The sequence below is a fragment of the Haloterrigena turkmenica DSM 5511 genome (assembly GCF_000025325.1).
Taxonomy (GTDB): Archaea; Halobacteriota; Halobacteria; order Halobacteriales; family Natrialbaceae; genus Haloterrigena; species Haloterrigena turkmenica.
The window spans coordinates 36,825-62,486 of the sequence record NC_013743.1 but is presented as its reverse complement, the minus strand read 5'-3'; the positions used below and the strand labels follow the sequence as shown (position 1 = coordinate 62,486).

General features: G+C 65.2%; 21 protein-coding genes. 12 read left to right on the top strand and 9 right to left on the bottom strand.

Features of this window, described 5'->3' with window-relative positions:
- The first annotated feature begins 77 nt into the window (after positions 1-77).
- Positions 78-332, top strand: a complete 255-nt coding sequence (locus HTUR_RS00270) for a hypothetical protein (RefSeq protein WP_012941289.1) — start codon at positions 78-80, stop codon at positions 330-332.
- 59 nt (positions 333-391) lie between these two features.
- On the opposite strand, the gene HTUR_RS00265 is transcribed toward HTUR_RS00270, so the two are convergent.
- Both HTUR_RS00265 and rnz read right to left on the bottom strand, forming a co-directional pair.
- Entirely contained in the window at positions 392-2,368 is a 1,977-nt protein-coding gene (locus HTUR_RS00265; protein WP_012941288.1) for a DUF460 domain-containing protein, read from the bottom strand.
- Positions 2,369-2,691: 323 nt separating this feature from the next.
- Positions 2,692-3,636: a ribonuclease Z gene (rnz, locus tag HTUR_RS00260; protein ID WP_012941287.1), complete on the bottom strand. Its 945-nt coding sequence runs from the start codon at positions 3,634-3,636 to the stop codon at positions 2,692-2,694.
- Positions 3,637-3,868: 232 nt separating this feature from the next.
- Here rnz and HTUR_RS00255 point away from each other — a divergent pair, with 232 nt between their 5' ends.
- Genes HTUR_RS00255 through HTUR_RS00245 form a run of 3 tightly spaced genes read left to right on the top strand, consistent with a single transcriptional unit; the run spans position 3,869 to position 6,566 of the window.
- Entirely contained in the window at positions 3,869-5,002 is a 1,134-nt protein-coding gene (locus HTUR_RS00255) for a DUF7282 domain-containing protein (protein WP_012941286.1), read from the top strand.
- Between the two features lie 56 nt (positions 5,003-5,058).
- Entirely contained in the window at positions 5,059-6,063 is a 1,005-nt protein-coding gene (locus HTUR_RS00250; RefSeq protein WP_012941285.1) for an AAA family ATPase, read from the top strand.
- Between the two features lie 47 nt (positions 6,064-6,110).
- Positions 6,111-6,566: an acyl-CoA thioesterase gene (locus tag HTUR_RS00245; protein WP_012941284.1), complete on the top strand. Its 456-nt coding sequence runs from the start codon at positions 6,111-6,113 to the stop codon at positions 6,564-6,566.
- On the opposite strand, the gene HTUR_RS00240 is transcribed toward HTUR_RS00245, so the two are convergent.
- Complete coding sequence (locus HTUR_RS00240; RefSeq protein ID WP_012941283.1) at positions 6,567-7,970, bottom strand: hemolysin family protein; 1,404 nt, start codon at positions 7,968-7,970, stop codon at positions 6,567-6,569.
- Positions 7,971-8,081: 111 nt separating this feature from the next.
- Between HTUR_RS00240 and HTUR_RS00235 the strand changes: the two genes are divergently transcribed.
- From HTUR_RS00235 to HTUR_RS00225, 3 genes are all read left to right on the top strand, one after another.
- Complete coding sequence (locus HTUR_RS00235; RefSeq protein ID WP_012941282.1) at positions 8,082-8,399, top strand: glutathione S-transferase N-terminal domain-containing protein; 318 nt, start codon at positions 8,082-8,084, stop codon at positions 8,397-8,399.
- The gene (locus tag HTUR_RS00230; protein WP_012941281.1) at positions 8,399-8,911 is read left to right on the top strand and encodes a redoxin domain-containing protein; all 513 of its coding nucleotides are present in this window, start codon (positions 8,399-8,401) and stop codon (positions 8,909-8,911) included. The genes HTUR_RS00235 and HTUR_RS00230 overlap by 1 nt, the downstream gene beginning before the upstream one ends.
- Positions 8,912-9,002: 91 nt before the next feature.
- The gene (locus HTUR_RS00225; protein ID WP_012941280.1) at positions 9,003-9,611 is read left to right on the top strand and encodes an L-threonylcarbamoyladenylate synthase; all 609 of its coding nucleotides are present in this window, start codon (positions 9,003-9,005) and stop codon (positions 9,609-9,611) included.
- A 46-nt stretch (positions 9,612-9,657) separates the two neighbouring features.
- Here HTUR_RS00225 and HTUR_RS00220 read toward each other — a convergent pair whose 3' ends face one another.
- From HTUR_RS00220 to HTUR_RS00210, 3 genes are all read right to left on the bottom strand, one after another.
- Positions 9,658-10,020 (bottom strand): hypothetical protein, encoded by a 363-nt coding sequence (locus tag HTUR_RS00220; protein ID WP_012941279.1) that lies wholly within the window; start codon positions 10,018-10,020, stop codon positions 9,658-9,660.
- Positions 10,021-10,137: 117 nt separating this feature from the next.
- Complete coding sequence (locus tag HTUR_RS00215) at positions 10,138-10,833, bottom strand: CRISPR-associated protein Cas4 (RefSeq protein WP_012941278.1); 696 nt, start codon at positions 10,831-10,833, stop codon at positions 10,138-10,140.
- 258 nt (positions 10,834-11,091) lie between these two features.
- Positions 11,092-11,682: a hypothetical protein gene (locus tag HTUR_RS00210; RefSeq protein ID WP_012941277.1), complete on the bottom strand. Its 591-nt coding sequence runs from the start codon at positions 11,680-11,682 to the stop codon at positions 11,092-11,094.
- Positions 11,683-11,860: 178 nt separating this feature from the next.
- Between HTUR_RS00210 and HTUR_RS00205 the strand changes: the two genes are divergently transcribed.
- On the top strand, positions 11,861-14,077 hold the full coding sequence (locus HTUR_RS00205; protein ID WP_012941276.1) for a (Fe-S)-binding protein: 2,217 nt from the start codon (positions 11,861-11,863) through the stop codon (positions 14,075-14,077).
- Between the two features lie 185 nt (positions 14,078-14,262).
- Here the strand turns inward: HTUR_RS00205 and HTUR_RS00200 are convergent, their stop codons facing one another.
- Positions 14,263-15,003 (bottom strand): type 1 glutamine amidotransferase, encoded by a 741-nt coding sequence (locus tag HTUR_RS00200; RefSeq protein ID WP_012941275.1) that lies wholly within the window; start codon positions 15,001-15,003, stop codon positions 14,263-14,265.
- 137 nt (positions 15,004-15,140) lie between these two features.
- On the bottom strand, positions 15,141-16,394 hold the full coding sequence (locus HTUR_RS00195) for an AMP-binding protein (protein ID WP_012941274.1): 1,254 nt from the start codon (positions 16,392-16,394) through the stop codon (positions 15,141-15,143).
- 171 nt (positions 16,395-16,565) lie between these two features.
- Here HTUR_RS00195 and HTUR_RS00190 point away from each other — a divergent pair, with 171 nt between their 5' ends.
- Positions 16,566-17,279 carry a DUF2270 domain-containing protein gene (locus HTUR_RS00190; protein ID WP_012941273.1) on the top strand — a complete coding sequence of 238 codons (714 nt, stop codon included), beginning with the start codon at positions 16,566-16,568 and terminating at the stop codon, positions 17,277-17,279.
- 133 nt (positions 17,280-17,412) lie between these two features.
- The gene (locus HTUR_RS00185; protein WP_012941272.1) at positions 17,413-19,491 is read left to right on the top strand and encodes a cation:proton antiporter; all 2,079 of its coding nucleotides are present in this window, start codon (positions 17,413-17,415) and stop codon (positions 19,489-19,491) included.
- Between the two features lie 36 nt (positions 19,492-19,527).
- On the opposite strand, the gene HTUR_RS00180 is transcribed toward HTUR_RS00185, so the two are convergent.
- Positions 19,528-20,313: an alpha/beta fold hydrolase gene (locus HTUR_RS00180; protein ID WP_012941271.1), complete on the bottom strand. Its 786-nt coding sequence runs from the start codon at positions 20,311-20,313 to the stop codon at positions 19,528-19,530.
- 267 nt (positions 20,314-20,580) lie between these two features.
- Here HTUR_RS00180 and HTUR_RS00175 point away from each other — a divergent pair, with 267 nt between their 5' ends.
- Positions 20,581-24,921, top strand: a complete 4,341-nt coding sequence (locus tag HTUR_RS00175; protein WP_012941270.1) for a vWA domain-containing protein — start codon at positions 20,581-20,583, stop codon at positions 24,919-24,921.
- Positions 24,914-25,606, top strand: a complete 693-nt coding sequence (locus HTUR_RS00170; RefSeq protein WP_012941269.1) for a hypothetical protein — start codon at positions 24,914-24,916, stop codon at positions 25,604-25,606. The genes HTUR_RS00175 and HTUR_RS00170 overlap by 8 nt, the downstream gene beginning before the upstream one ends.
- The last annotated feature ends 56 nt before the right edge of the window (positions 25,607-25,662 follow it).

Here is a 25,662-nt window from a genome sequence, read left to right as displayed (position 1 = left end):
GGCGAGCGAGCGAATCGGTACCGGACGCTGCGACTGCGCTCCGAAGCGTTTTGTCGCTTCGCCGCCAGTATTCCGATATGGGATACTCGCTGCACTACTACGACCTCGTCTTACTGTGTATCGCCGCGAGTCTCGGTCTCGGCGCCGGTATCGGTTACGCGACGGCGATCGCGCTCGAGATCTCGATCGCCGTCCTCGGGCTCGTCGCGCTCGGGTTTATCGTACACGCGCTGTTCGTCAACGGCCCGGTCGACCAGCCCGAGGAACTGACCGACGAGGTCGATATCGAGGAGGTGCCGCAGGTGCTGTCACCCGTGGAGTCGGCGGACTGACGAGTCGGCCGTCTCGACGCAGGTGATCGCGATTCGGGAAGAATCGGTTGGAACGACCCTCAGACCTCGTTGTCGCCGGCGCGGTGTTCGCTGATGAGTTGGTCGACCATCGACGCCTTTCGGTCGCGCCGGCGTTCCTCGGCGCGGTCGTGCCAGTCGTCGATGACCGCCTCGACGTCGTCCTCGCGGGCGACGGCGAGTTCGTCGACCTCCTGCATGGCGACGTCGTCGGCGGGGCCGACCGGGATCTCCTCGTCGAAGAGGATCTCGTCGGCGACCTCCGAGAGCCCGCCGTCTTTCAGGATCACCCGCGGTTCGAACCCCGCGAGGAGTTCGGCCGTCGAGCGGCCCGCGCCGCTGGCGTCCCGCAGGTAGACGACGTCGTCGGAGGCGAGCCCGTACTGCTCGTCGGCCTCGCGGATCGCCCCTTTGGTGAACTTCTCGACGACCTTGACCGGGACCAGCCCCTCCTTCTTCGCCGAGACGTCGCTGAAGTTCGAGTGGTCGAGCTTCCAGAGGGCCTTCATCCGCTCGACCTTCCGCTCGAGTTCGTCGACCGCCTCACGGGCCTCGTCGCGCTCCCGTTCTAAGCGGTTGGCCTTGCGCTCCAGACGGCTCACCTCGCGGTCCTTGCGGACCTGCGTGCGCTCCTCGCGGCGCTTGAGGGTGAGCTCGGACTCGAGTTCCTCGATGCGCTCGTCGCGCTCCTCGACGCGGCCCTCGAGGGTCTCGACGTGTGACTGGAGGCGCTCGACCTGCCGCTCTAAGGACTTGATCCGCTTTTCCTCCTCGGTGAGCTCTCGGGGTTCGTGGGTCGTAGAGTCCTCTTCCTCGCCGGACTCGTCGTCGGTCAGGTCCCGCAGGACAGCCTCGACGCTCTCCTCGCCGGCGACGACGCGGGCAGTGACCTCGCCGCGATCGATCCCCGGCGGAAGTTTGCCGGCGATGCGGTCGAACTGGTCCTCGTGGGCGTCGACGGCGTACAGTGCAGCGGCCATCGCGTCGCGCTGGTGGTCGTTATCGTACGGTTCATCGCGCGTGCGGTGTTGTTTCTCGTCGACCGGCAGGTCGCTGTCGGGGACCCAGCCCGCGGCGTCGAAGCTCCGGCGGAACTTCTCGACCGTCTCGGGCATCGGCGTCACGTCCGCCGCGACGATGATCGGCCGGCCGCGCTCGACGATCCACTCGATCACGTCGGCGGTGTCGCTAGTGCGTGAACTCCAGACGTCGAGTACGTCGCCCTCGAGCGAGACGATGGCGACGGCGGTCGTCGTCCCGGGATCGATGCCGACGATGACGTGGTCACGCCGCTTGACGAGGGGCTTGAACTCGATGCCGTCGCGGCGCTCGCGCTCGATCTCGACGCGGACGTCGCCCGACCGATTTCGGGAGACGGGGATGTCGCTGGGCCGGGCCTGGACGGTGAAGACCGCGTTCGCAAAGCCGCCGTAGGCCTCCCGGACGTCCCGCTCGTACTCGAGGTTAGCGTCCTCGAGTTCGGACTCGACCTCGCGGGCCCGTTTTCTGACCGAGCCGTGGATGCGACGGGTGTAGCGGTCCTCGCTCCAGCCGCCGCTGCCGGTCGAGCGGCCCCTCGAGACCTTGACCTCGGTCGTGTCGGTGAAGGCCGAGACTTCGTGGCCGACGTTGTGGGCGGCCAGCCGCGCCGCGGCCTCGGCCTCCTGCATGGGATCCTTCCCGTAGGGGATGCCGTGGCGCTTCGCGACTCGGGAGAGCGGTTCGGGCTGTTCGGCGCCGGTCACCTGGACGAGCTTCGTCCCGGCGGGCAGCGAGCCCAGAAAATGGATGAGCTGGTCCTTGTCCGCGGCCAGCTCATACATGTTGTCCGTCGCGACGATCGCCGGCTCCTCGTCGTCGATCAGTCGCCGGAGCTTGCGGTGGGTGACGACGTCTCGAGTGACGTCCTCGCCGTCGTAGACCGCCAGCGCGTACGAGGGGGCGTCCCCGCGCACGTCGCCGCTCTGGATGTCGACCCCGAAGACGACCGCATCGAGCGCACTCGTTCGCGTACTCACAGCGGGCCATAGGGGCGAGCCGAGTATAAATCCGGCGCGGGTTCGCACGATGTCGACGAGGTGGTTTCCGAGCAGCGTCCTCGAGACGGATTGGGACGGAAACGAGCGTCCTGCTATCGTGGCAACAGGGAACTGCCACGCCCTCCCCAGCCGATTCGCTCGCACGTAATCGCCGGCACGCCTTCGTAACGCTCAGGCGTGCCGCCAGCGCGCGTCACCGTAGGTCGGTTGCAGAATCACGAGCATACGCGTGTTACAGTATCGATCGAACGCCAAACAGTCGAATCAGCTGCTCGGAAACGGGGACCGCGATTCGAGCCGACCTATTCCGATTCGCCGTCGGGATACGGAATCTCGAGCGCCTGCCCGTCGTCGGGAACGAACACGTCCGTCTCGTCGCCCGCGAAGACCTCGCGGGCCTGCTCGAGGTGGGCGTCCGTCTGCCCGGCGTACCGCGAGGAGAGGTGCATCAGCGCGAGCTGATCCGCACCCGCCCGGTTCGCGATCTCGGCGGCCTGTCGCGCTGTCGAGTGGGCCGTCTTCCGGGCGCGGTCGGCCCGGTCGTCGGCGAACGTGGCGTCGTGGATCAGCAGCTCGGGGTCGTCGGCGGCCTCGACCGTCGCCGCCGCGGGACGGGTGTCGCCAGTGTAGACGATCGCTCGACCAGGACGGGGGTCGCCGACGACCTGCTCGGGTTCGACGACGGTCCCGTCCTCGAGTTCGACGGGCTCGCCCTCGTGGAGTTTCGAGAACTTCGGGCCGACGGGAACGCCGAGCTCTTCGGCGCGCTCGCGATCGAATCGACCCTTGCGGTCGTCCTCGACGAGCGCGTAGCCGACCGAGCGGGCGTCGTGGTCGGTCGCGAACGCGCGGACCTCGTACTCGTCGGCGCGGTAGGCCACGTCGCCGTCGCCGACTTCGTTGATCCGGACGGGAAACGAGGGGCGGTTGCCGAGGGCGTTGACCAGCCCCTTCAGTTGGCGGCGCGTTCCGTGGGGCGTGTGGATCGCCAGCGGCTCCTCGCGGTCGTTGAAGTCCATCGTCTGGAGCAGCCCGGGAATCCCGAGCACGTGATCGCCGTGGAGGTGCGTGACGAACAGGTGCGAGACGGAAAACCCCGTGCCGAAGCGCATCATCTGGCGCTGAGTTCCCTCGCCGGCGTCGAACAGCAGCTCCTCGCCCTCTCGAGCGACGAAGATCGCGCTCGGATTCCGCTCGGTCGTCGGGATCGCACCGGCCGTCCCCAGAAACGTCACGCGCAGTGGCATCAGTGGCTCATCCGGCTGCCGGCACTAAACCCCCTTCGGATGGCCCGTCTCGAACGGTTGGCGCGGGCTCGATCCCCGCTCGAGGCTGACCGACTCACGGAACCGAACCGCGGCGTGAACGGTTCAGAACGATCCCGACTCGCACAAAGCTGGCAAAATCGCTCCACGCCGTGCGAACGAACTCGGTATTTTACGTCGGTCGAGCCCCTACGCACGGATGATACCACCCCCAATGAGTTCAGGACTGACGTTCGGTACGATCAAGCGGGTCGGCGCGATCCTGCTCGCGATCGCGATCGTACTCGCGGCGGGGCTCGTCATCTTTCAGGCCCCCGCAATCTTCGGCGTCGAGGAGAACCCCGAGGCGTCGATCACGTTCGAGGACCAGCGCGGTGACGGGGAGTCGGTCACCGTCGACGAGGTCAGCCTCTCGGAAGGCGGCTTCGTCGTCGTGACCGGCAGCGACGGCGAGACGCTCGCCGTCTCCGACTACCTCGAGGCGGGGTCCCACGAGAACGTGACCGTCGAGCGAACCGAGGACGCCCAGGCCGAGCTCGTCGGCCAGCTCACGGCGACGGTCCACCGAGACACCACCGACGACGAGAGCTTCGCGTACGAGGACAGCGACGGCGAGGAGGACCGGCCGTACCTCGAGGACGGCTATCCGGTCTCGGACACCGCGACGGTGACCGGCGGCACCGACGACGCGCTCGACGACTCGTTTACCGTCGAGTCGCTCAGCGCGCCCGACTCGGCGACGACCAACGAGACGATCGAGATCACCGCCGAGGTCGCCAATCCGACCGATCTCGGCAGCCAGCAGAGCGTCACACTGCGACTCGACGGCGCCGTGCTCGAGCAGCAGGCGCTGGAACTGGGGGCCGGGGAGACCGGGGAGGTCACCTTCGAGATCGAGACGACCGGTCTCGCGCCGGGTAACCGCACCATCGGCGTCTACACCGAGGGCGACGGAAAACTCGACGAGATCGAACTCACGTTCCACACGACGCCCGGGATCGAAATCGTCAACGGGAGCGATGATTCGATCACGGCTTCGGTCGCGACTCCCGAGGAGGGCTTCGTCGCCGTCGAGGACGGGAACGACACTGTCGTCGGGACCAGCGAGCAGTTCGGCCCCGGCGAACACGACAACGTCACCGTCGGGTTCGACGAGAACGCGACCGTCGAGGACGACGAGGAACTGACCGCGTTCGTCGCGACGGGCGACCCGAGCGAGCCCGAGAACGCGACGCCGCTCGAGTACGAGGGCGAGCCGATCGAGACGACGTTCACGCTCGCGGACGTAGACGACGAGGACGGCGGAGACGGCGAGAGTAACGAGAGCGAGACCGACGACGGCGAGTAACGAGGGACGACGACGGACCGACCGATTCTTACCCCGGCCGGCCCTACGGACGGGCGATGGACGCGCCGCTGTGGACCGACACCCACGCGCCCGAGCTGGCCGAGTTGCCCCAGGACGACGCCCGCGAGTACCTCCAGCGGGCCGTCGACGAGCCGATCAACCTCCTCCTGCAGGGCCCGCCCGGCAGCGGGAAGACGGCGGCGGCACGCGCGCTCGCTCGAGACGCACACGCGGACCCGGACAACGACCTGATCGAGATCAACGTCGCCGACTTCTTCGGGCGGACGAAGACCGAGATCAAGAACGATCCCCGGTTCGCCCAGTTCCTCGTCGGTCGCTCCTCGATGTCCAAGCGGGACATGATCAACCACGTCCTGAAGGAGTCGGCGAGCTACGCCTCGGTCTCCGGCGACTACAAGACGGTCCTGCTGGACAACGCCGAGGACGTCCGCGAGGACTTCCAGCAGGCGCTGCGCCGGATCATGGAGCAACACCACCGGACGACGCAGTTTATCATCGCTACCCGCCAGCCCACGAAGCTCATTCCGCCGATCCGCTCGCGGTGTTTCCCCGTTCCCGTCCGCGCGCCCACGAGTGAGGAAACCGTCGGCGTCTTAGAGCGGATCGTCGAGGCGGAGGGCGTCGAGTACGACGCGGACGGCCTCGAGTTCGTCGCCGGCTACGCGAACGGCAACCTCCGGCAGGCCATTCTGGCGGCCCAGACGACCGTCGAGGACGAGGGCGAGTTGACGATGCAGGCGGCCTACGAGACCATCGGCGAGGTCGGCCTCGAGGACGAGATCGAGGGGATGTTAGACGACGCCGAGGCCGGCGAGTTCACGGACGCCCGCAAGACCTTAGACGACCTGCTGGTCGACGAGGGGTTAGACGGCGGCGAGGTCCTCGATTCGATCCTCGGCGTCGCGCGCAAGCGCTACCAGGGCGAGCTGCTGGCCCGTATCCACCAGTTGGCCGCCGATATCGAGTTCGAGATGCAGGAGGGCTCGAGCGACCGCATTCACGTCTCGCATCTGCTCGCCGAACTGGGACGAGACGCATAGTTGCCCGTTTCTGCAACCTTTTTCGGGTCCCCCTCTGGAGTACTGCTATGCCCACCGTACTCGACACGTACATCAAGAACCGATACCGGGTGCAGCCGAACCACGCGAACAACAACGAGACGCTCCACGGCGGCAACCTCATGAAGTGGCTCGACGAGATCGGCGCGATGTCGGCGATGCGCTTCGCCGGCGAGACCTGCGTCACCGCCCGGGTGAACGAACTCGACTTCGAGCGCCCGATCGGGATCGGCGACACCGCGATGGTCGAGGCCTTCGTCTACGACGCGGGCCGTCGGAGCGTCCACGTCGGACTGCGCGCTTGGCGAGAAGAACCCAGAACCGGTGAGACCGAGCGGACGACCGAGTCGTCGTTCACCTTCGTCGCGATCGACGAGAGCGGGTCGCCGGTTCCGGTACCGGAGCTGACGGTCGACTCTGAACGGGGCCGAGAACTCCGGGATCGAATGCTCGAGGCCGACGCGGACGCCGACAGCGACGACTGACTACTCCGAGGGGACCGACTCCTCGTCGGACTCGGCTTCCTCCGGCGCCTCCTCGAGGGATTCGGTCGGCTGCTCGAGTTTTCGCAGTCTGGCTTTCATGATGCGGGTGTTCTCGACGGTCTCGACGGTGATACGGACGCCGTCGTAGGTGATCTCCTCGCCCTCCTCGACGAGCCGGCCCGCGCGGTTGAAGATGAAACCGGCGATGGTCTCGAACTCCTCGCCCTCGGGGAGGTCGATCTCTAAGGCCTCGTTGACGTCCTCGATGTTGACCTCGCCGCGGACGATGACGGTGCGGTCGTCGAGCTGTTCGATCGGTTCGTCCTCGCCGGATTTCAAGATCTCGCCGACGATTTCCTCGATCATGTCCTCGACGGTGACCAGCCCCTCGGTGGTGCCGAACTCGTCGATAACGATTGCCATGTGCATCCGGTTTTCCCGCATCTCGGTCAGCAGTTCGTCGACGTTCTTCGACTCGGGGACGTGTAACGTCGGCTGGATGAGGTCCTCGAGTTCGAGGTCGTCGGCCTCCGTCTCGCCGTAGTTGAGATCGCGGACGAGGTCGCGAATGTGGACGACGCCGAGGACGTTGTCGAGGCTGCCCTCGTAGACCGGCACGCGGGCGTGGCCGCTCTGGATACAGGTTTCGATGGCCTCGTCGATGCCGGCGTCCTTGGGGACCGCGGTCATGTCGAGGCGGGGGGTCATGACCTCCTTGACGATAGTGTTGTTAAAGCGGAATATCCGCTGGAGCATCTCGTGTTCTTCCTCCTCCAAGACGCCCTCGCGCTCGCCGGATTCGATCATCTCCTGGATCTCGTCGCGGGTGACGTAGGGCGACTCGATCGCACCGGTCGAGCCGATGAGCTTGTTGACCTGTCGAGTGAGATAGTCGAAGAGGACGATCAGCGGGAACAGGAAGTACTCCGTCGCCTTCAGCGGTCTGGCGATTCGGATCGACCACGGTGCGGCGTTCTCGACGGCGTAGGACTTGGGAACGCTCTCGCCGAACAGGAGGACGAGCGCGGTGATCCCGAACGTCGCCAGAAACACGCCGACCAGTCCGCCGAAGTGCAGCGACAGGATCGCCGTCGCGATCGAGGACATCGCGATGTTGACGATGTTGTTACCGACGAGGATCGTCACGAGAAGCCGGTGGGGATCGTCCTTGAGGGACTTGACCAGTTTGGCGCCTGGGACGCCGTCCTCGACCATCCCCTCGAGGCGGTGTTTCGGCAGGTTGAACATCGCGATCTCCGATGAGGAGAAGAACGCAGAGAGCGCGATAAGCAGGAGTATGGCGACGCTGCCGAGAATCGTCACCATCGACTCGTCGAACTCGAGACCCACGACTGGGACCTCGTATGCGGCGGCTACGACCGCGGGCGACAGAGATAACGCCATTGATGTGGAGGCTTGTAGCCGGATCGGTTAACCGTTTACCATCTCGGCAGGTAGCGGGCCCGTCTCGCCGCCGACGACACGTTTACCCGCTCGTTTCCCCAATGAACGAGTATGGAAGCGTCCGCCACCGCGGCCAGCGACGCACCGATCACGTTCTACCGGCTACAGGCGTGTCCCTACTGCGAACGCGTCGCTCGGCTGCTCAACGAGTACGATCTGGAGTACCGGTCGCGGTTCGTCGAACCGATGCACTCGCGGCGCGACGTCGTCAAACGGGTCGCCGGCGTCCGCTCCGTTCCCGTCGTCGTCGACGAGAACACCGGCGTCACGATGGCCGAGAGCGCCAACATCGTCGACTACCTCGAGTCGACCTACGGGGAAGACGGCCAGCGAGCCGACGCCGCGGCGGAGAGCAGAGGTGACGACTGATGCCGGACTTCGAGGTCACCGACCTCGGTCCCGCCGACCACCTCGAGGCCGGCGAGGAGGGACCCGATTTCACGCGCCCGCTGGTCACCGACGAGTTCTGGGAGGACCGCAGCCTCTCCGACGTCGTCGCCGACGAGGGCCGGACGATCCTCGTCTGTACGCCGATGATCGGCTCCTTCGTCGCGAAGTACATCTACGACGAACTCGACAAGCGGAGTTGGTTCGACCGCGCCGACCGAATCGTCGGCCTCACGGCCGCGACGCCGTACGCGGTCTCGTCGTTCCTCGACGAGAACGAGCACCCGTTCGCGATCTTCGCTGATCCGGCCAACGACGTCGCAGAGTCGCTGGGTATCGCCCACGATCTCGACGGGATGACGGGGATCAGTGAACCGCGGGCCGCCGTCTTCGGCCTCGAGCCGGACCTGACGATCGACAGCGCCTGGGTGTCGACCGAGTGGCCCGAGTTCCCGCCGTACGACGACCTCGAGTCGGAACTGGGCCTCGAGTAGCACGGCTCGCGGGCCGGGCACCGCCCCGCTCTGTGGACCGAGCGGACAACGTGACGCTACGTTTTTGACGCCGCCGCGGCGAGAGGCGAGTATGGACGACGACGACCTCGAGCGCGCCGCGGAAGCGATCCGCGCGGGCGAACTGGTTGTGTATCCGACCGAGACGGTCTACGGGCTCGGCGCCGACGGACTCGACGCCGACGCCGTCGAGCGCGTCTTCGAGGCCAAGGGACGGGATCGGTCGAAACCGGTCTCCGTCGCCGTGCCGACGTTCGAGACGGCTCTCGAGGAGGGGTACGTCCGCGCGAGCGAGCGCGAGCGTGCGTTCGCCGACGAGTTCCTCCCGGGTCCCGTGACACTGCTCTGTGAGCGCACCGAGGCACTCCCGGACGTCCTCACGGCCGGTCGCGATCGGGTCGGTATTCGGGTCCCCGACTGCGAGCCGGCGCTCCGGTTTCTCGAGGCCGCCGAGCGCCCCGTCACCGCCACGAGCGCCAACGTCAGCGGGGAGCCGAGTGCACGGCGAGTCGAGGATATCGGTCAACAGGTGCTGGACGAGGCGGTGGTCCTCGAGGCCGACGACCTGTATGAATCGATCGAGGAGACGGTCCCGAGCACCGTCGTCGACCTCGAGGCCGAGACGATCCACCGCCGCGGGGCGCTGGCCGACGAGATCGAGGCGTGGCTCGAGGCGAACTGATTGGGAGTCGAAGTCGAAGTGGGGAACGAAACGGCGAAAACGAGATTCAGTCGGCGGCGTGCTCGGCCTCGGTCGTCGCGGACGGTCCGGAACCGAGCGCGTCGACGACCGATTCACGGGCGCGGCCGGGCAGCGACGCGACGAACCGAGCGATCGTTTGCGGTCCGCTCACGGGACCGGGCGAGCGGTAGCAGGCGATCAGCGACCACATGGTCGCGACGCCGAGCGAGCCGGCCGCCGAGAAGGTCATCCCCATCGTCGCGTAGGTGAACGAGTAGACGGCCCCGACCGTCATCGAGGGGACGCTCGAGCCGAGCGGGACCTGGGCGGTCGGATCCCGCACCGTCGGCGCGAGGAAGGTGATCGAGAGGACGCTGCCAGCGAGGAAGACGAAATCTTGCCACATCATCGTGTAACCGACTACTCGGTTACGAGTAAAAGTCTCTCGGTATCACTCCCGCCGGATCGCTTATACGTCCGATTTCGTGACTTACAAGCCGTAATACCCAATATCGGAGTTCCCGACTTATCCCGATCCGAATCCGGGTAACAGCGAGCGCAAGGTTCGGGTCCGGACGCCACACTGGGCGGCGAACTCGCAGGACTCGCACTTCGAGCGGTTCGTCGTGCGGGCGGGTGGGCCGTCGAGGTCCCACACCGTCCGGAGCGCGCGTCGGTAGCGGGCCTTGCGACGCGTCGTCAACTCGAGGGAGCGAACGACACCGCGGGCGGGATACTCGATCCACGCGCGATCGATTTCTCGTTCGTGCTCCCAGGCCAACGCCTTCGCGGCCGCGACGGCGTGGACCGACTGAGACTCCCAGACCCCGTCCGACGGCGGTTCGCCCGACGACACCAGCACCGGCTCGATCGGGTTCGCGAGCACTTTGTGGACGACGCCGTGACAGTCTTTACCGGCGGCGTAGACGTTCCGTTCGCTCGGTTCACGCAATCGCTTCCAGTCACTGGCCGCGGTGAGACGATCTCGAGTCGCACCGAGACGTTCGCGATACTGTACGGGCTCGACGGCGATCGGTTCAGCTTCGAGTGCACCCGTCGGCGCCTCGAGCAGGTCTTCGTACCGCCGTTCGAGATCCCGAATCCGCTCGACCGACGGCGGCGGCTCGCGATCGACGTCGTCGCCGGTCCGCTGATAGTAGCACTTCCGGGCGCAGTACGCGGCCGTTCGCAGATCGCTGAAGGGGACGAGGGCTCGAGACACGGGCCGTCTGGCCGCCCGTTCTCGTATAAAGTCTCGTGCAGCGCTGGTGGCGATACCGTCTCGAGTCGGGCACGGATAGTCGTCCCGAATAGAGACGGAGCGATTATCTTGGCTGCGAGTACAGCGGCCGTACTGTGTGGAAGCACGAGCAGTAGTACCGAGCGCGCCGACGGCGCGCTCGGCATTTTTTCATCGAAGTTTTTTGGCGGGGTTCGAGCGAACGCAGTGAGCGAGGACCCCGTGAAAAAAGTTCGTTCCTTAGAACTCCACGTCCGTCTCCATCCCCTCGGTGGCGTCCTCGAGGCCGTCCTCGCGGACGTCGGTGGTCATGCGCTCGGAGAGTTCGGCGTCGGCGAGGATGCTGTCGAACTCGTCGCGGTAGCGGTCGTTGGCGGCGCGGGACTCGTCCTCGGCGGCGGCGACGCGGCGGTAGCGACGGATCTGGGGCTCGCTGACGTCGTACTCGTCTGCGAGGGTGGCGTCGTCTTCCTCGCGGTCGCGGATCGCCGCGAGGTCGACCTCGTCGGCGTCGTCCTCGCCCACGAGGTGCAGCGACATGCGGGCCTCGAAGACCGTCTCCGCGTCGACGTCGAGGTCGACGGCGATGTCGGTGTCGTCCTCGTCGTCGTAGAAGCCTCTCGCGACCGCGATGAGTTCGTCGTCCGTCAGCGGCGTCTCGAACGCGTAGCGCTCGCGCATCTGCTGGACGACGCTCTCGAGGCGCTCTTCGTCCGATCGGTCGTCGCGCTCGAGCGAGCCGCGGGAGTTCTCCTGGGATTCAGTGACGGTTTCCTCGCCATCGGTGACGTCGGTGAAGATATCGCGGAGTTCCTCGGTCTTATCGTTCATGGGTGGACACTCCCGACGGGCGGCTATTTAAGCCTGTTGCCAGCTAGCGTTGGGCCGAGATCAGACATTGTAAACGATTATAAACTGGCAATAAGAGGAAAATTTCCGCAAGACGGCATCGGGGTGGTGTTTGCAAAGGGTGACAAGAATTAAGTCACAGCCTCCCGCGTCATTGTACATGAACGCCATAGCACAGTCGGAGGTGAGCAGGGAGACCTATCTGGGGCTCGGCGGCGTGGAATACGTGCTGTTCTACTTCCTGGTCGCAGTGACCCTTGCCGTCTTCGCTTACGGCGTCTACCGACGGTTCAGTCGGTACACCGAAGGTGACGACGATCCGTTCGCTCGGGTCGACGGACTGCTGAGCCGAACCGTCAACGCGGCGAAGATCGTCATCACGAACGAGAAACAGTTCAACAGGGATCTCTACGGCGGCCTGATGCACTCGTTTATCCTCTGGGGATTCCTGACGCTGCTCATCGCGACGTCGATCATCGCCGTCGAGCAGTACGGAACCGAACTGTTGCTCGGGTTGACGTTCTGGGAGGGCGACTTCTATCTCACCTATCAGTTCATCGTCGACGCGATGGGCCTGCTCTTCGTCGTCGGGATCGGAATGGCCCTCTACCGACGGTACTGGGTCCAGAATCACCGCCTCTGGGGCCGGCACACCTCTAACGAGGACGATATCTTCATCTGGACGCTGTTCGGCCTCGGCATCGGCGGCTTCCTGCTCGAGGGCTTTCGCATCTACATCAGCGGCATGCCGAGCCACGAGGTCGTCAGCTTCGTCGGTTACGGGCTGGCGATGGCCTTCGACGCGGTCGGCCTGCCGACGACCGGTGCGGTGCTGGAGGGCGGCGCGCTCAATCCCGACTACGCCGCAGTCGATCAACTCGGCTTCAACGCCGAGACGCTCCACTGGCTGACGTGGTGGTCCCACTCGCTGCTCGCGCTCTTCTTCATCGCGTGGATCCCCCACGCCGGGAAGCCGTTCCACATGCTCTCCTCGTTCGCGAACGTCGTCACGCGCGACGAGAAGGCCGGTCGGCGCCTGCCTAACGTCCCGTCGGATCTGGACGCCACGAACGCCGAGTCCATCGACGACTTCACCTGGAAAGAGATTCTCGATCAGGACGCCTGTACCAAGTGCGGTCGCTGTTCGTCGGTCTGCCCCGCAAAGGCCTCCAATCGCCCGCTCGATCCGCGAGACGTCATCCTCGACCTCCGCAAGTATCGCGAGGAACTCGAGGCCGGCGGCGAGGAGAAGCCGATCATCGCCGACGGGGGGACCTCAGTGATCAACACGGAGACCATGGAGTCCTGTATGGCCTGTATGGCCTGTATGGACGCCTGTCCCGTCGAGATCGAACACCTCCAGTCCTTTACCCGGCTCAACCGGCAGATGACCGACCAGGGCGACGTCGCCCCCAGCATGCAGGACGTCTTCCAGAACGTCATGCAGAACGGCAACACCTTCGGCGACTCGCCGCGCAATCGCGGCGATTGGAGCGAGGGCCTCGAGTTCGACGTGCCCGACGCCCGCGAGGAGACGGTCGACTACCTCTGGTACGTCGGCGACTTCCCGAGCTACGACGAGCGCAACAAGCAGGTCGCCCGCTCGCTGGCGACCATTCTGAAGGAGGCCGACGTCAGCTTCGGCATCCTCTTCGACGACGAGAAGTACGACGGCAACGACATCCGCCGCGTCGGCGAGGAACTGCTCTACGTCGAACTAGCCGGCCACCACGTCGAGACCTGGGAGGACTGCGAGTTCGACAAGATCGTCTGTACGGACCCCCACTCCTACAACACGTTCAAAAACGAGTATCCGGAGGTCAACTTCGACGAGTTCGCCGACGACCCGATGATGCCCTTCGAGTACGACGAGCAGTGGAACGAGGACGGCGAAATCGAGGTCTACCACTGGACCCAAGCCGTCGAGGAGCTAGTCCGAGAGGGCAAACTCGAGCTGTCGGGCACCGAACTCGACTACACGGTCACCTACCACGACCCGTGCCACCTCGGCCGGTACAACGACGAGTACGAAGCGCCCCGGGAACTCATCCGCGCCACGGGCTGTGAACTCGACGAGATGCCCCGCAACCGCGACAACTCCTTCTGCTGTGGCGGCGGCGGCGGCGGCCTCTGGATGGACTTCGAGGAAGAGCCAAAGCCCAGCGAAGAGCGGATTCGGGAAGCCCTCGAGGACACCGACAACGGCCCCGGCGTCGAGAAGTTCGTCGTCGCTTGCCCGATGTGCATGACAATGTACGAGGACGGGCGCAAGACCGGCGGCTACGAGGACGAGATCGAGATCGTCGACGTCGCCGAACTCATCGTCGAAGCGATCGGCGCCGAGGAGGAAGCGAATCTCGAGGTCGCGGCGGACTGATCGGCTGCCACCCGATTCCGATTCGATAATCCGCCCATCGTAATCACGTCCGACTGCTTTTCGCGCCGCTCGAACGTCAATCCGATAGCGTCTCGAGTCGCGTATGCGCCGCTCACCGTCGAGCTGTCTGGGAGTGAGTCGAGAAACGCCGCGTCCGTCCGAGACCGATCCGTCGAAACGGGAACTCAGTCGGAGCGACCGACCGTCGCCGTCGCGTCCTCGCACTCGGCTGCAACGGCGACGTTCTCGGTTCGTACCTCGCGGACGAACTCGAGGAAGTTGTCGAAGACGAGTTTCGCCTCGCAGGCCCGCTGATAGTTCTCCTCGGTGATCTCCTCGAGGACCGACTGGCGGCGGTCGTCGGAGAGGTCCTTGCGGTGGACGAGTTCGCGGGCGGTCTTGGTGTCGTACTCGGGGTGGAACTGGACGCCGAAGACCCGGTCCTTTCGGAAGCCGTGGTTGGAGTAGTGATTCTCGGCGAGGGGGTCGGCGCCGGGGGGCAGTTCCGCGACCTCGTCGGAGTGGCTGGTGAAGGCGGTGAACTCCTCGTCGATGTCGTCGAAGAGCCGCGAGGTCCCGTAGTGCTCGATCTCGCTGTAGCCGACCTCGTAGGCGCCCATGTCCGCGACGGTGCCGCCGAGAACGTCCGCCAGCAGCTGGTGGCCCCAACAGACGCCGAGGAACGGAATCCCGCGGTCGATCGCGTCGCCAACCCACTCCTTGATCGGCTGCATCCACTCGTCGTCCCAGTACACCGATGATCGCGAGCCCGTGACGACGGCGCCGTCGTAGTCGAACCCGTCCGGCACCTCGCCATCGGTGGCGTCGAACTCCGCGAGCGATGCGTCGAGTTCGCGCCGGAAGTTCCGTGTCGTGTTCTCGTCCCGGTGAGCCGCGTTCAGGACGGCAATACGAAGCTGTTCCATCGTCCCGTATTGGCGACTCAGGAAAGATATGCCTTCTGTCCCACACCGGGGTTGCCGCAACCGCGGACGGCTAGTGACTTCTCGAGCTCGGGCGAACGCATCGGGAGCCGGTTACGAGCGACGGGAAGAATCCGAAGTCACTGCGGCCGATAGGTGCCGTCCTCGTCGCGTCGGTACCGATCGTCCGTCTCGAACCAGTTGTCGGCGAACCGGCCGCGGTCGCCGGATTCGTCGTAGTCGTTACTTTGCTCCTCGGCCGGCGCGTACCAGTTCTCGTCGTCGGTTCCGGCAGCGCTTACGTAGCCGTCGGCCACGACCGGCCCGGACAGCTCGAGTCGGCCCTCGGCCGCCCCCTCGAGGACGGTCCCCGACTCGTCGACCAGTCGCGCGCGGCAGTCCGGGACGGGCGTGCCGACGTGGTTCGCCCCCACGTCGGCCGCGAACGACTGGCAAAATGCCGTCGGACATTCGAGACGGCCCTCCGCGCGTGCGATCGAAATATCCTGCTCGCGGTAGGCCTCCAGCGCGTCGTCCGCTGCGGCACCCTCGACGATCACGCGCTCAAGCGAGTCGACTGCGTCGTCGAACCCCGATTCGGCGGCGAGGTCGCGAATCGCCGTCTCGCGGCCCGCCAGCAGCGTCGCGTTCTCCTCGGCGATCGCGGTCAGGGTATCGCCGGGATCGAATGCCCGGTCGAGCAGCAGGGTGCCGCCGACGTACAGCACCGACAGCGCGACGCGGACGAGTCCGTCGGGACTCGAGAGCGGCGGCGTCAGTGGGACGACGTCGGCGCTCGAGAGCCCCCACGCGACGAGCACCGAGATACAGTTCCACTCGAGCGCGGACGCCGAGTAGCCGGCGATCGGTCGCCCGTCGTCGCCGTGGAGGAACAGGAGCGGGGCGTCGGACTCGGACTCGCGGTCGCGCTCGTCCGGATCGGAGACTGCGTCTCGGTCGGCCTCGGCGAGTTCTTCGAGGGTCACCGACCGATCGAACGGGATCGAGCGCACGAGGTCGCGCTGGGCCGCCTCGGAGACGACCAGCGCAGGCTCGATCGCGTCGAACGGCCGCTCGACGGACGCGGGAGTCAGCCAGTGGGAGACCGGGAAGAAGGTAGCGCCGAGTCGCCGACAGGCGAACAGGAATGCGAGCGACGCGACGCGATTGCGCGTGAGGAGGCAGACGACGTCGCCGGCCTCGATCCCCAGCGCGGAGAGGTGTTCGGCCGTCCGCGTCGTCATCGCCGAGAGTTCGCCGTAGGAGACGCGGTTCTCGTGGATCGTCTCCGCGGGGGCGTACAGCCGCTCCTCGGAGACATCGACGACCGCCGTCCGTTCCGGAAACCGTTCGGCCCGCCGTGCCAGCGAGAGCGTCACGAACGGGACTGCCACCCCGGCCCCCGTAGTAGCTGGGGGGTCAATCGCAAGCACTCGAGCGTTCGAGACGATCCGTCGTCCGTTCGCTCGCGCCTCGCCGCTCGTCTCGCAGCCGACCGAACCCCGGCCGAAGATACCACGTGTGTAGGCGCGTTCGTTATGTCGGCATCCGCAGTAGCAGTCGCGATGAGCCGGGGAGATCCCGATTTCGATCCCGAAGCACCCGAACAGAGCGAAATCGGCCGCGAAATGGTCGATCAGAGCACCGGTCTCGGATCGGTGGCCGCCCACCTCTATCGCGGGGAGGTCGAACGCGTCACCACGTGGCGGGGGCGCCTCGACGAGACGACGAACTGGGCGGTCACCGTCATGGCCGCCATCCTCGTCTACGCGTTCTCGAGCGACGGGACCTCGCACGCCATTCTGCTCGTCGGGATGCTCGTCATGGTCGTCTTCCTCGGGATCGAGGCGCGACGCTACCAGGGCTACGACGTGTGGCGCTCGCGTGCGCGGTTACTGCAGGAGAATCTCTTCGCGAACGCGCTCGATCCGTCGGGCGGCGTCGAGCGGCCCCGATGGCGGGCGGAGTTGAGCGAGGACTACCGCAATCCGTCGATCAAGATGCCGTACTCCGAAGCGCTCGGACGGCGGCTCCGACGGGTGTACGTCCCGTTACTGACGATCATGCTCGTCAGCTGGCTCTTCCGGATCGCGGCGTACCACCCCGGCCAGACGTGGCGACAGGCCGCGGCGCTGCCCGGAATACCGGGTCCGGTCGTGGTCGGCGTCGTCGTCCTGTGTGTCGGTCTCGCGACCGGACTCGCTATCTGGCCGCGGGAACGACGCGCCAAGGGCGAGGTCTCCGAGCGGAACTACGGCGAGTGGAAAGAGCGACGATGAGGAGATCGCTCGCCGACCGAAGGAACGCGAGCGACGCCGACCACCGGCGACAGCAGCGCCGCGGGCAGCACTACCCGAAGCGAATAAAAGCAGTACAGCAAAGAGACCTCTGCACCTTCAGGAATCCAGACACATGCAGTTCGCGTGGTCGGCCGCGCCGTCGGTAGTCGCAGTCGCGATTCCGGACCTCCCGCTCGAGGAGCCGGTCCTCGTGTTCACTCTAGCGCTGGCGATCTTCCTGGTCGGACCGCTGCTCGTCCGGCGACTCGGCCAGCCGGGAATCATCGGCATCGTCCTGTTCGGGGCACTCCTGGGCCCCGGCGGGACGGGACTGGTCGCCCACAGCGACGCGATCGTCCTGCTCGGGGAGGTCGGGTTGATCTATCTCCTCTTTACGGTCGGCCTCGAGCTCGATCTCCGGCAGTTCGCGGAGGATCCGGGCAGTGCGGCGCTGTTCGGGCTCGTGAGCTTCGGGCTCCCGTTCGTCGTCGGGACGGCCGTCGTCGTCGTCCTGCTCGATCTCTCTCTACTCGCCGGACTGCTGCTGGCGGCCGTCTTCGCCTCGCACACGCTGTTAGCGTATCCGATCGTCAACCAGTACGACATCACGGGGAACCGGGCGGTGACCGCCGTCTTCGGCGGGATCCTGTTTACGGACACGCTCGCCCTGTTCGTCCTCGCGCTGGTCCGGAGCGCGGCCGAGACGGGACTCACGGCCGGCGTCGTCGTCGGGAAGGTCCTCGCGCTGGTCGCCCTGCTGGCCGGGGTCTGGGTCGTCGTCCCGCCGATCGCGCGTCGGTTCTTTCAAAACTTCAGCGAGGAGAGCTACTTCGAGTTCCTCTTTGTCGCCGTCGTCTTCTTCGGCGCGGCCAGCGTCGCGACGCTGCTCGACATCGCACCGATCCTCGGCGCGTTCGTCGCCGGCCTCGCGCTCAACCGGTTGATTCCCGAGGGCGGCACGCTGCTCTCCCGGATCGAGTTCGCGGGCAACGCCTTCTTCGTCCCCTTCTTCCTCCTGCACGTCGGTATGCTCGTCGACGCGACGGTCATCTTTCGGGGTCGGCGGACGCTCGAGGTGGCGGCGGTGATCGTCGTCGTCATGGTCGCGCTGAAGTGGCTAGCGGCGTGGTTCGTCGCCCGCGTGAAGGGGTACACCGCCGACGAACGGGACGTCATGTTCGGGCTCTCGATCGGCCAGGCCGCGGCGGCGCTGGCGATCACGCTGATCGGCTACGACGTCGGATTGTTCGACGCCGCGATCCTCAACGCGGTGGTGCTCATGCTGCTCGTGACCGCCGTCGCCAGCCCGTGGATGACCAAACGCGCCGGCCAGCGACTCGCGCTGGCCGACGACGTCGAACCGGGCGACGACGCGCCCGCGGACCCGCGGATCCTGCTGCCGGTCTCTCACGCCGCCGACCGCCAACGGCACCTGCTCGAGCTGGCGTTGCTGTTCAAGGATGAGCGCGAGCGGCCGATCCACACGCTCACCGTCGTCCGGCCCGACCGCAGCGGCGATCCGGATCGGGCGGTCGACGAGGCCTACGACGACCTCGAGGAGCTCACTGCCGTCGGCAGCGAGGCCGAAGTGCTCGTCGACCCGGAGATCCGGGTCGATCACAATCCCGCCTCGGGCATCGTCCGCGGCGCGCTCGAGGTGCAGGCGGACCTGCTCCTGCTGGGCTGGGACGCCCAGCGATCGCTCGGCCAGCGACTGTTCGGGAGCGTCATCGATCAGGTGCTAGAACGGACGACCGACCCGGTGGTGGTCGCTCGACTCGGCCATCCGGTCAACACGACCGACCGGCTCTTCGTGGTCCTGCCCGAGGGGATCGACCACCACGAGGGGTTCTTCGAGAGCGTCGCCCTGCTCAAGCGGCTCGCGGATCGGCTCGGCGCGCCGCTGACGGTCCTCGCGGTCGGGGGGTCGGCCCACCAGTACGAGCGGCTTTTCGGCCTGGTCGAGCCGGAACTGGACGCCGAGTTCCGTGACCTGAACTCGTGGCGGGCGCTACACTCGATCCTCGGGGACGAGGCGACGGCGGACGATCTGGTCAGCGTGATCTCCTCGCGACCGGGCAGCGTCGGCTGGCACGACGAACTCCGGGAACTGCCCTACCGACTGGCGTCGCTCCCGCCGGAGTCGTTCGTGCTGTTCCACCCGCGGGAGGACGATCCGGAGTACGACCGACAGTTCCTGCGGTTCAAGTGATCGCCGGCGGCTGTTCGACCCCAAATCAGTCGCTTCCTATTCGTCGTCGGTGTGGGCCTCGAGAAAGCCCAGCAGCCGATCGTTGACGTCCCGGGAGCGTTCCACGAAACAGAGGTGGCCGGCGTCCTCGAGCGTATCGAACTCTCCTCGAGGCAATCCGTCCGCCAGCGTCCGTCCGGCCGAGGGCGACACCAGTTCGTCCGCGCCGCCGTGGATCACCTGCGTCGGCTGGGTCACCTCGACGAGCCACTCGGTCGCGTCGAACCCCTCGAGGGCCGCGATCTGTGCCTCCCAGCCCGCCCGGTCGGCGTCGCCGTCGGCCCGCCAGTCGACGATCCCCTCGCGCACGTCGGCGGGCTGGCTCTCGAGGAACTCAGCTGAGAGGCCCGCCTCGAGCGAGTCGGCGAGCGCCTCGCGGTCGTCCGGCGGCGCGAACAGCGCCTCGAGGTCGAACTGCTCTCCTCGGGGCGCGGTTCCAAAGAGCGTCAGCGTCGCGACGCGACTCGAGGTCCGAGCGGCCTCGAGGGCGACGGTCCCGCCGAGCCCGCAGCCGACGAGGTGGGCGTTGCGAATCTCGCAGGCCGAGAGGACCGCCTCGAGGTCGCCAGCGAGCGTCTCGAGGGCGTAGGGGCCGTCGGGCGCGTCCGAGCGGCCGGTTCCCCGGAGGTCCCAGACGACGGCCTCGTAGGGACCGGCGACGGCGGCGTGTTGCCAGCCCCACAGCCAGCCGCCGAGGCCGGCTTCGGGGACGAAGACCACTGGCTCGCCCTCGCCGGCGTGGTCGTAGTACAGCGAGACGCTCCCGTTCGATGCGGTTGGCATACGAGCAGCAACCGGCCGGAACAAGGCGATAGTTTCGGTTCTCGAGCGCGGCGCGGACGAGCCGTCAGCGGTGGGTCGCGGTCGGAGATGGTCGCTCGCCGCGCGGTCGGCGCCAGAATCGTCGGCGACGGACGCGGGGTCCGAAGGCCCCGCCGTATCGCGAGTGCGTCACATCGGCTTCGAGAACACTCAATCTTGGGAGAATTTATTATATTCCTATTAAATAGATGGGAAAGATATAAAATAAGTGGTTGATATATAGGGCATATGAGGTTCAACAAAGAGCGTGTCGTTGCAGTCTTCTTCGCCGTCCTGATGGTGACGTCGGCGATCGCCATGCCCGCACTCGCGAGCGGTCCGAGTGCGACTGCGGCAAACGAACGATCCGCATCGGTCGCGGCCCATCCCGGAAACGGACCCGCCCCTAACGCCGGTCCGCCCGGACAGAACGGCGGCCCGCCGGGGCACGACCGCGGTGACGCGAATGTCACGATCCCGGATCTCGAGGAGAACACGAGCGTCGATGCGATCCTGAACGCGACCTACCGCCTCGAGGAACTCGAGATCGAGAACGAGACGGCAGCCGCGGTAGCGGTGAACGATACCGTCGACGCGGTCAACGCACTGGTCGGGGAGTATCGACGGGTTCGGTACGCCGACTCACGTGCAGCGTTCGACCGTCTGGCCGATGCCCAACGGTCGCTTGCAGTGCTAAAAGACGAGGTCGACGGCGACGACGAGGCGATCGTCGACGCGATCAGCGAAGAGCTGTACGCGGCGGGCAACGCGAGCGCTCGTCTCGCTGTCTCCGACGCGAACGCTGTCGTCGCCGCGAACGAGGGCGAGTTCCGCAACCCCGGCCAGCGACAAAAGGCTGAGAGCGCGCTCGGAAACGCTGTCGACGGGCTCGAACGAGCAGATAGAGCCGTCTCGGACGGGGTGTCCGGCAACGGAACGGGCAAGTCCAAAGCCAAGAAATCCGATCGGCCGATCGGCCCGACTGACCGCGCAAAAGCGCTGACCCACCTCGAGAACGCGTGGAAACACGCGGAACGAACGCTCGATACGGTCGAGGCCAACACCGAACCGTCGCTGTCGCTGTCACAGGGACGGCCCTTCGAGCGGAACGGGACCGTCCGGGTGTCGATCCGGGCAGTCCTCTCCGACGTTCGTCCGTACGCGTACGATAACGCGACGGTGACCGTCAACGGTGATGCCGACGCCGACGCTGTCTCGTTTGCCACAGACGAGGCGGCCGGGACAGACGCCATCGGATCGACGCTCGTCGATCTCGGATCCGATCCCGAAAACGTGACCATCACGGTGACGGCGACGGCCGCACACGACGCCGATCGAACGGTCGAAGCGACTCACGACATTCGCATTGCGGAGGAGGCTGTCGTCCGGGAACGACCCGATCCGGACGAGTACCGGAACGTCGAGGTCGTAAACGAATCGTCGGGCGTTTCGGTCGCCGTCGGCGGTGACGGTCTCGATGACGCCGACGTTTCGATCACCGACGAGACGCCGACGACCGACGACCCCTACCGCGCCGGTCCGATGGTTCGCATCGAGAACGAGAGACCGATCGACGACGCGACGGTCGAGATTCCGATCGACGAGAACGCGCTCGAGGCGGACGCCAACCTCTCGATCGTGACGTGGGATCCGACCAGCGACGAACCGTGGACACCGGTCGAGACCGAGATCGATCGCGACGCCGGCGTCGCAACTGCCGAGGTCGATCACTTCTCGTTCTTCTCGGTGTTCCGGATCGAGGAGTGGGAAGACGAGACCAGCGACACGATCACGCTCGACGGGAACGAGACCGATGGTGAGATCGGTAACGGAAGCGGGATCGAAACGGCGGACTTCGTCTTCGTGAACGACGAAAGCGGCAGCATGAGCGGCTCTCCGACCCACTACGCCGAACTCGCCGGTAAGCGCTTCGTCGGCGCACTCACCGATTCTGAACGAGCGGGGCGGGTCGGTTACGCCTCCGGTGCGAACCTCGACCAGCCGCTGACGACCGACCATGACGCGGTTAACAGCAGTCTCGAGCGACTGTCTGCGAGCGGCGGTACCAACACGAGAGCCGGGCTCCGGGTCGGTCTCAACCACCTCGAGGAGGAAGGGTGGGAAAACCGCTCCGCGGTGATGATCCTGCTGTCCGACGGCAAAAGCGGGTCCGATCCGTTGCCCGTCGCCGAGGACGCCGCCGAGGCGGGCGTCGAGATCAGCACGGTGGGTCTCGGAAACAACATTAACGAGAACGAACTCCGCGAGATCGCGGCCATCACCGGCGGCGACTTCTATCACGTCGAACGGGAAGAAGACCTGCCCGACACGTTCGAACGGGTCGCGGAGAACCAGACCGGTCCCGGCCTGCAAGACACCAACGGCGACGGCATCCCCGACCTCGTCGCCGAAATGGACCTCTCGATGCCGACCGGCGAACCGGGCGTCGTCGGCGAACCGCTGAATCTCGATCCGACCGCGCTCGATACCAGCGGTGACGGGATTCTCGACAACGAAACGGTTGACATCAAGTACCGCGTGTTCCAGGAGGACAACGAAACGAAGCTCCACGCCGCCGTTACGTACGCCGAACACCACCCGGCACGAATCGACACGACCGGTGACGGCCTGACCGACGCCGAACAGCTCTCGGATCGGACGATCACCTATACGGATTCGCGGTCCGATTCACTCGAGTTCCTCTCGGAACTCGAGGATGCCGACGATATCGACGACCTGGACGGACTCGAGGGCGACGTGTTGACGACCGACACCGTTCGCTCCGATCCGCTCGTCGACGACAGCGACGGCGACGGTGTGACCGACGCCGAGGAGGTGCGTCTCGGGACCGATCCCGAGTCGCGCGACACCACGGGAGACGGAATCTCAGACTCCGAGGGCCTGAACGGCGACTACGATCCAACCCTCTTCGATATCGAGCCGCCGGAGATCACGGTCACGTACGCGACGTTTAACGATCCGGACGCGGACGTCGAACTGAAAGATCCCGTCGACGTCGACTGGTCGAACGGAAAGGTCAACTTCAATGATCCGGTCGACGCCTCGGTGCGGGTCTCCGGAAGCTACGAGGTCGATTTCACCGTCACCGACTCGGCGGGCCTCGACGAGGCGCGGGTCGTTCGCGACGGTGACGTCGAAGAGACGGTATCGCTGTCCGGCCAATGGGATGACGCTGACGTCGAATTCGATGTCGGGACGGTCGATACGTTCACCGACGCGTTCGCGGGCTCGCGAGTCACGGTGCAGGCCGACGACCGTCACGGGATCGTCGACGGAGTCGGCACGACCGAAGCCGCTGCCGTCGAAGTCGGCGGCGTTTGGGCCGCGGCGTCAGACGAGCTCCGCGCGCAAGGAGTCTCCGATCCGCGACTCGAGCAGGATCTTGGAACCCTGCAGGGGATGACGACCGGTGCCGGCGAGTCGATCGATTCGCTGCGAGCGCTGTACAACGAACCGATCGAGACCATCACCGCGGTGCGGGAGATCCCCGGCGCCATCGCGAACTTCGACGAGATCATCGCGGCGATGCCCGATTCGATCGAAGCCCAACAGCAACGCAACAATCCCCACGACCCCGACGAGAGCCCTCGTCTCTACGAGTCCTTCCGACAGGGATGGTACGAGGGCTACATCGCCTGGTTCGTCATCGAAGCCGCGATCCCCGCCGGGGAAGCCGGCAAGGCTCTCAAGAGCTCCGATCGCGTCCGGAAGACCGTCGACAAAATTAGCACGCCTCGGATCCGCCAGGCGGCCCAGATGGCGGGCCGAGCGGGTCATACTGCAAAAACGCCGGTCAGATACGGCAGGCTTCAGTTCTCGCGCGGTCTCTCCACCGGAATCGGCCTTACGCAAAAAGCCGGTGAAAACGTACTCAGCAGAGTATCAACGGTCGGCCAGCAGTATCGGGTGGCGAAACTCCTCAATCGCCACGATGTCGACGGTGCTGCTATTAACCGACTCGATGCTGACGGACAAGAAGCCATTGGCAAGGCAACAGCTCGGAACGGTGACGACGCAAGTCGGGTAATGGCCGACGGTGGCCCTGATCCAGTTGCTCGTGCCTATCAACTGGACCTCGACGTGAACAATGAGAATCTCGTATCAAATCTGTTTAGACACAGTGAAGCGGTTGACTTTGAACGGGTTATCGACAACCTCGAGGAGTTGAATCGACCGAACGCAGATATCGAAGGCGTGGACGATCTTGCAAAGCGTCTGGCAGCAGGAGATCAGAGTAACGTCAAAGGTGCGGCATTCGAAGCTGAAGTTGCTGTAGTCCGCGGGAGTGATAACGTAGAGGCGGTTGGGAAACCAAATCCCTACTCCCGTGGTGAAATTGATATCGAAACGAGTGATGGACGAGTCATCGAAACGAAAAGTGGAGACTACAGCCAAGCTGCAGATGGTAGCGATAAATACATCGAGCTAGAGAACCAGATCGGTCACTACCAACAGTACACAGAGGTAGAGGGCGGAACGATCGAGGTTGCATTCCGAGAAGAACCTCACGACGATATCAAAGATATGCTCAACGATAACGATGCAGAGGTAGAAATTTACAATGAGTGAATCGCTCTCAATCCCCTATCTGTTCGAGGAAGAGCTGGATTCACGGCGTATCGAGAGGTTCCTCCGGTTTTGTTTCGACGAGTTGAATTGTTCTCGATCGCCACCGGAAAGCGAGGACACGAGCCAATTTGGTTATACTACCGAAGAGACAGATGGTATTCGGTACGGTTGTACGATCGACGATGCAATCGAGAGGATCACTCGCGTGGCCGGTGGGACGATTTGGTTGTGGTACGATGACCTCAATGTCGGGATTCATATTAACGGCTGGTCAGCCGATCGACCGGCTGTTCCGAACCTTTCGCTCTCAATCGATGAATGGTACGTAAAGCCATGGCGAAATGATCGACCGGACCTCATTTACGACTTTGTCCTAGAGTTGTACGACTACCTCTCTCCAATCTATGTCTACGGAGACACGTACCTCGATGAAACAACCCTCTCCACTGAAGGGCTCAAAGAAGGACGTCTAGAGGAAGTTTACTGGGTGAATGGGTTTGGACCGGATATCGCTGAGCAGGTCGGACGAGAACGGCTGCTGCACGCCCCAGCGTGGCAAGTCGACGACCGTGAAGATGGCGGGGTTTTCCTCTGGGAAGCACCGCTTCCCTTATCGCAGATCCGACAGGAAACCGACGACAAACTCCGGTCATACTTCAGTTTGAACTCCAGTTCTGCTAATTGACCCCATGCCAACGTAATAAACCAGACGGACGGATCGAAAATGAAAATTGACTCGGC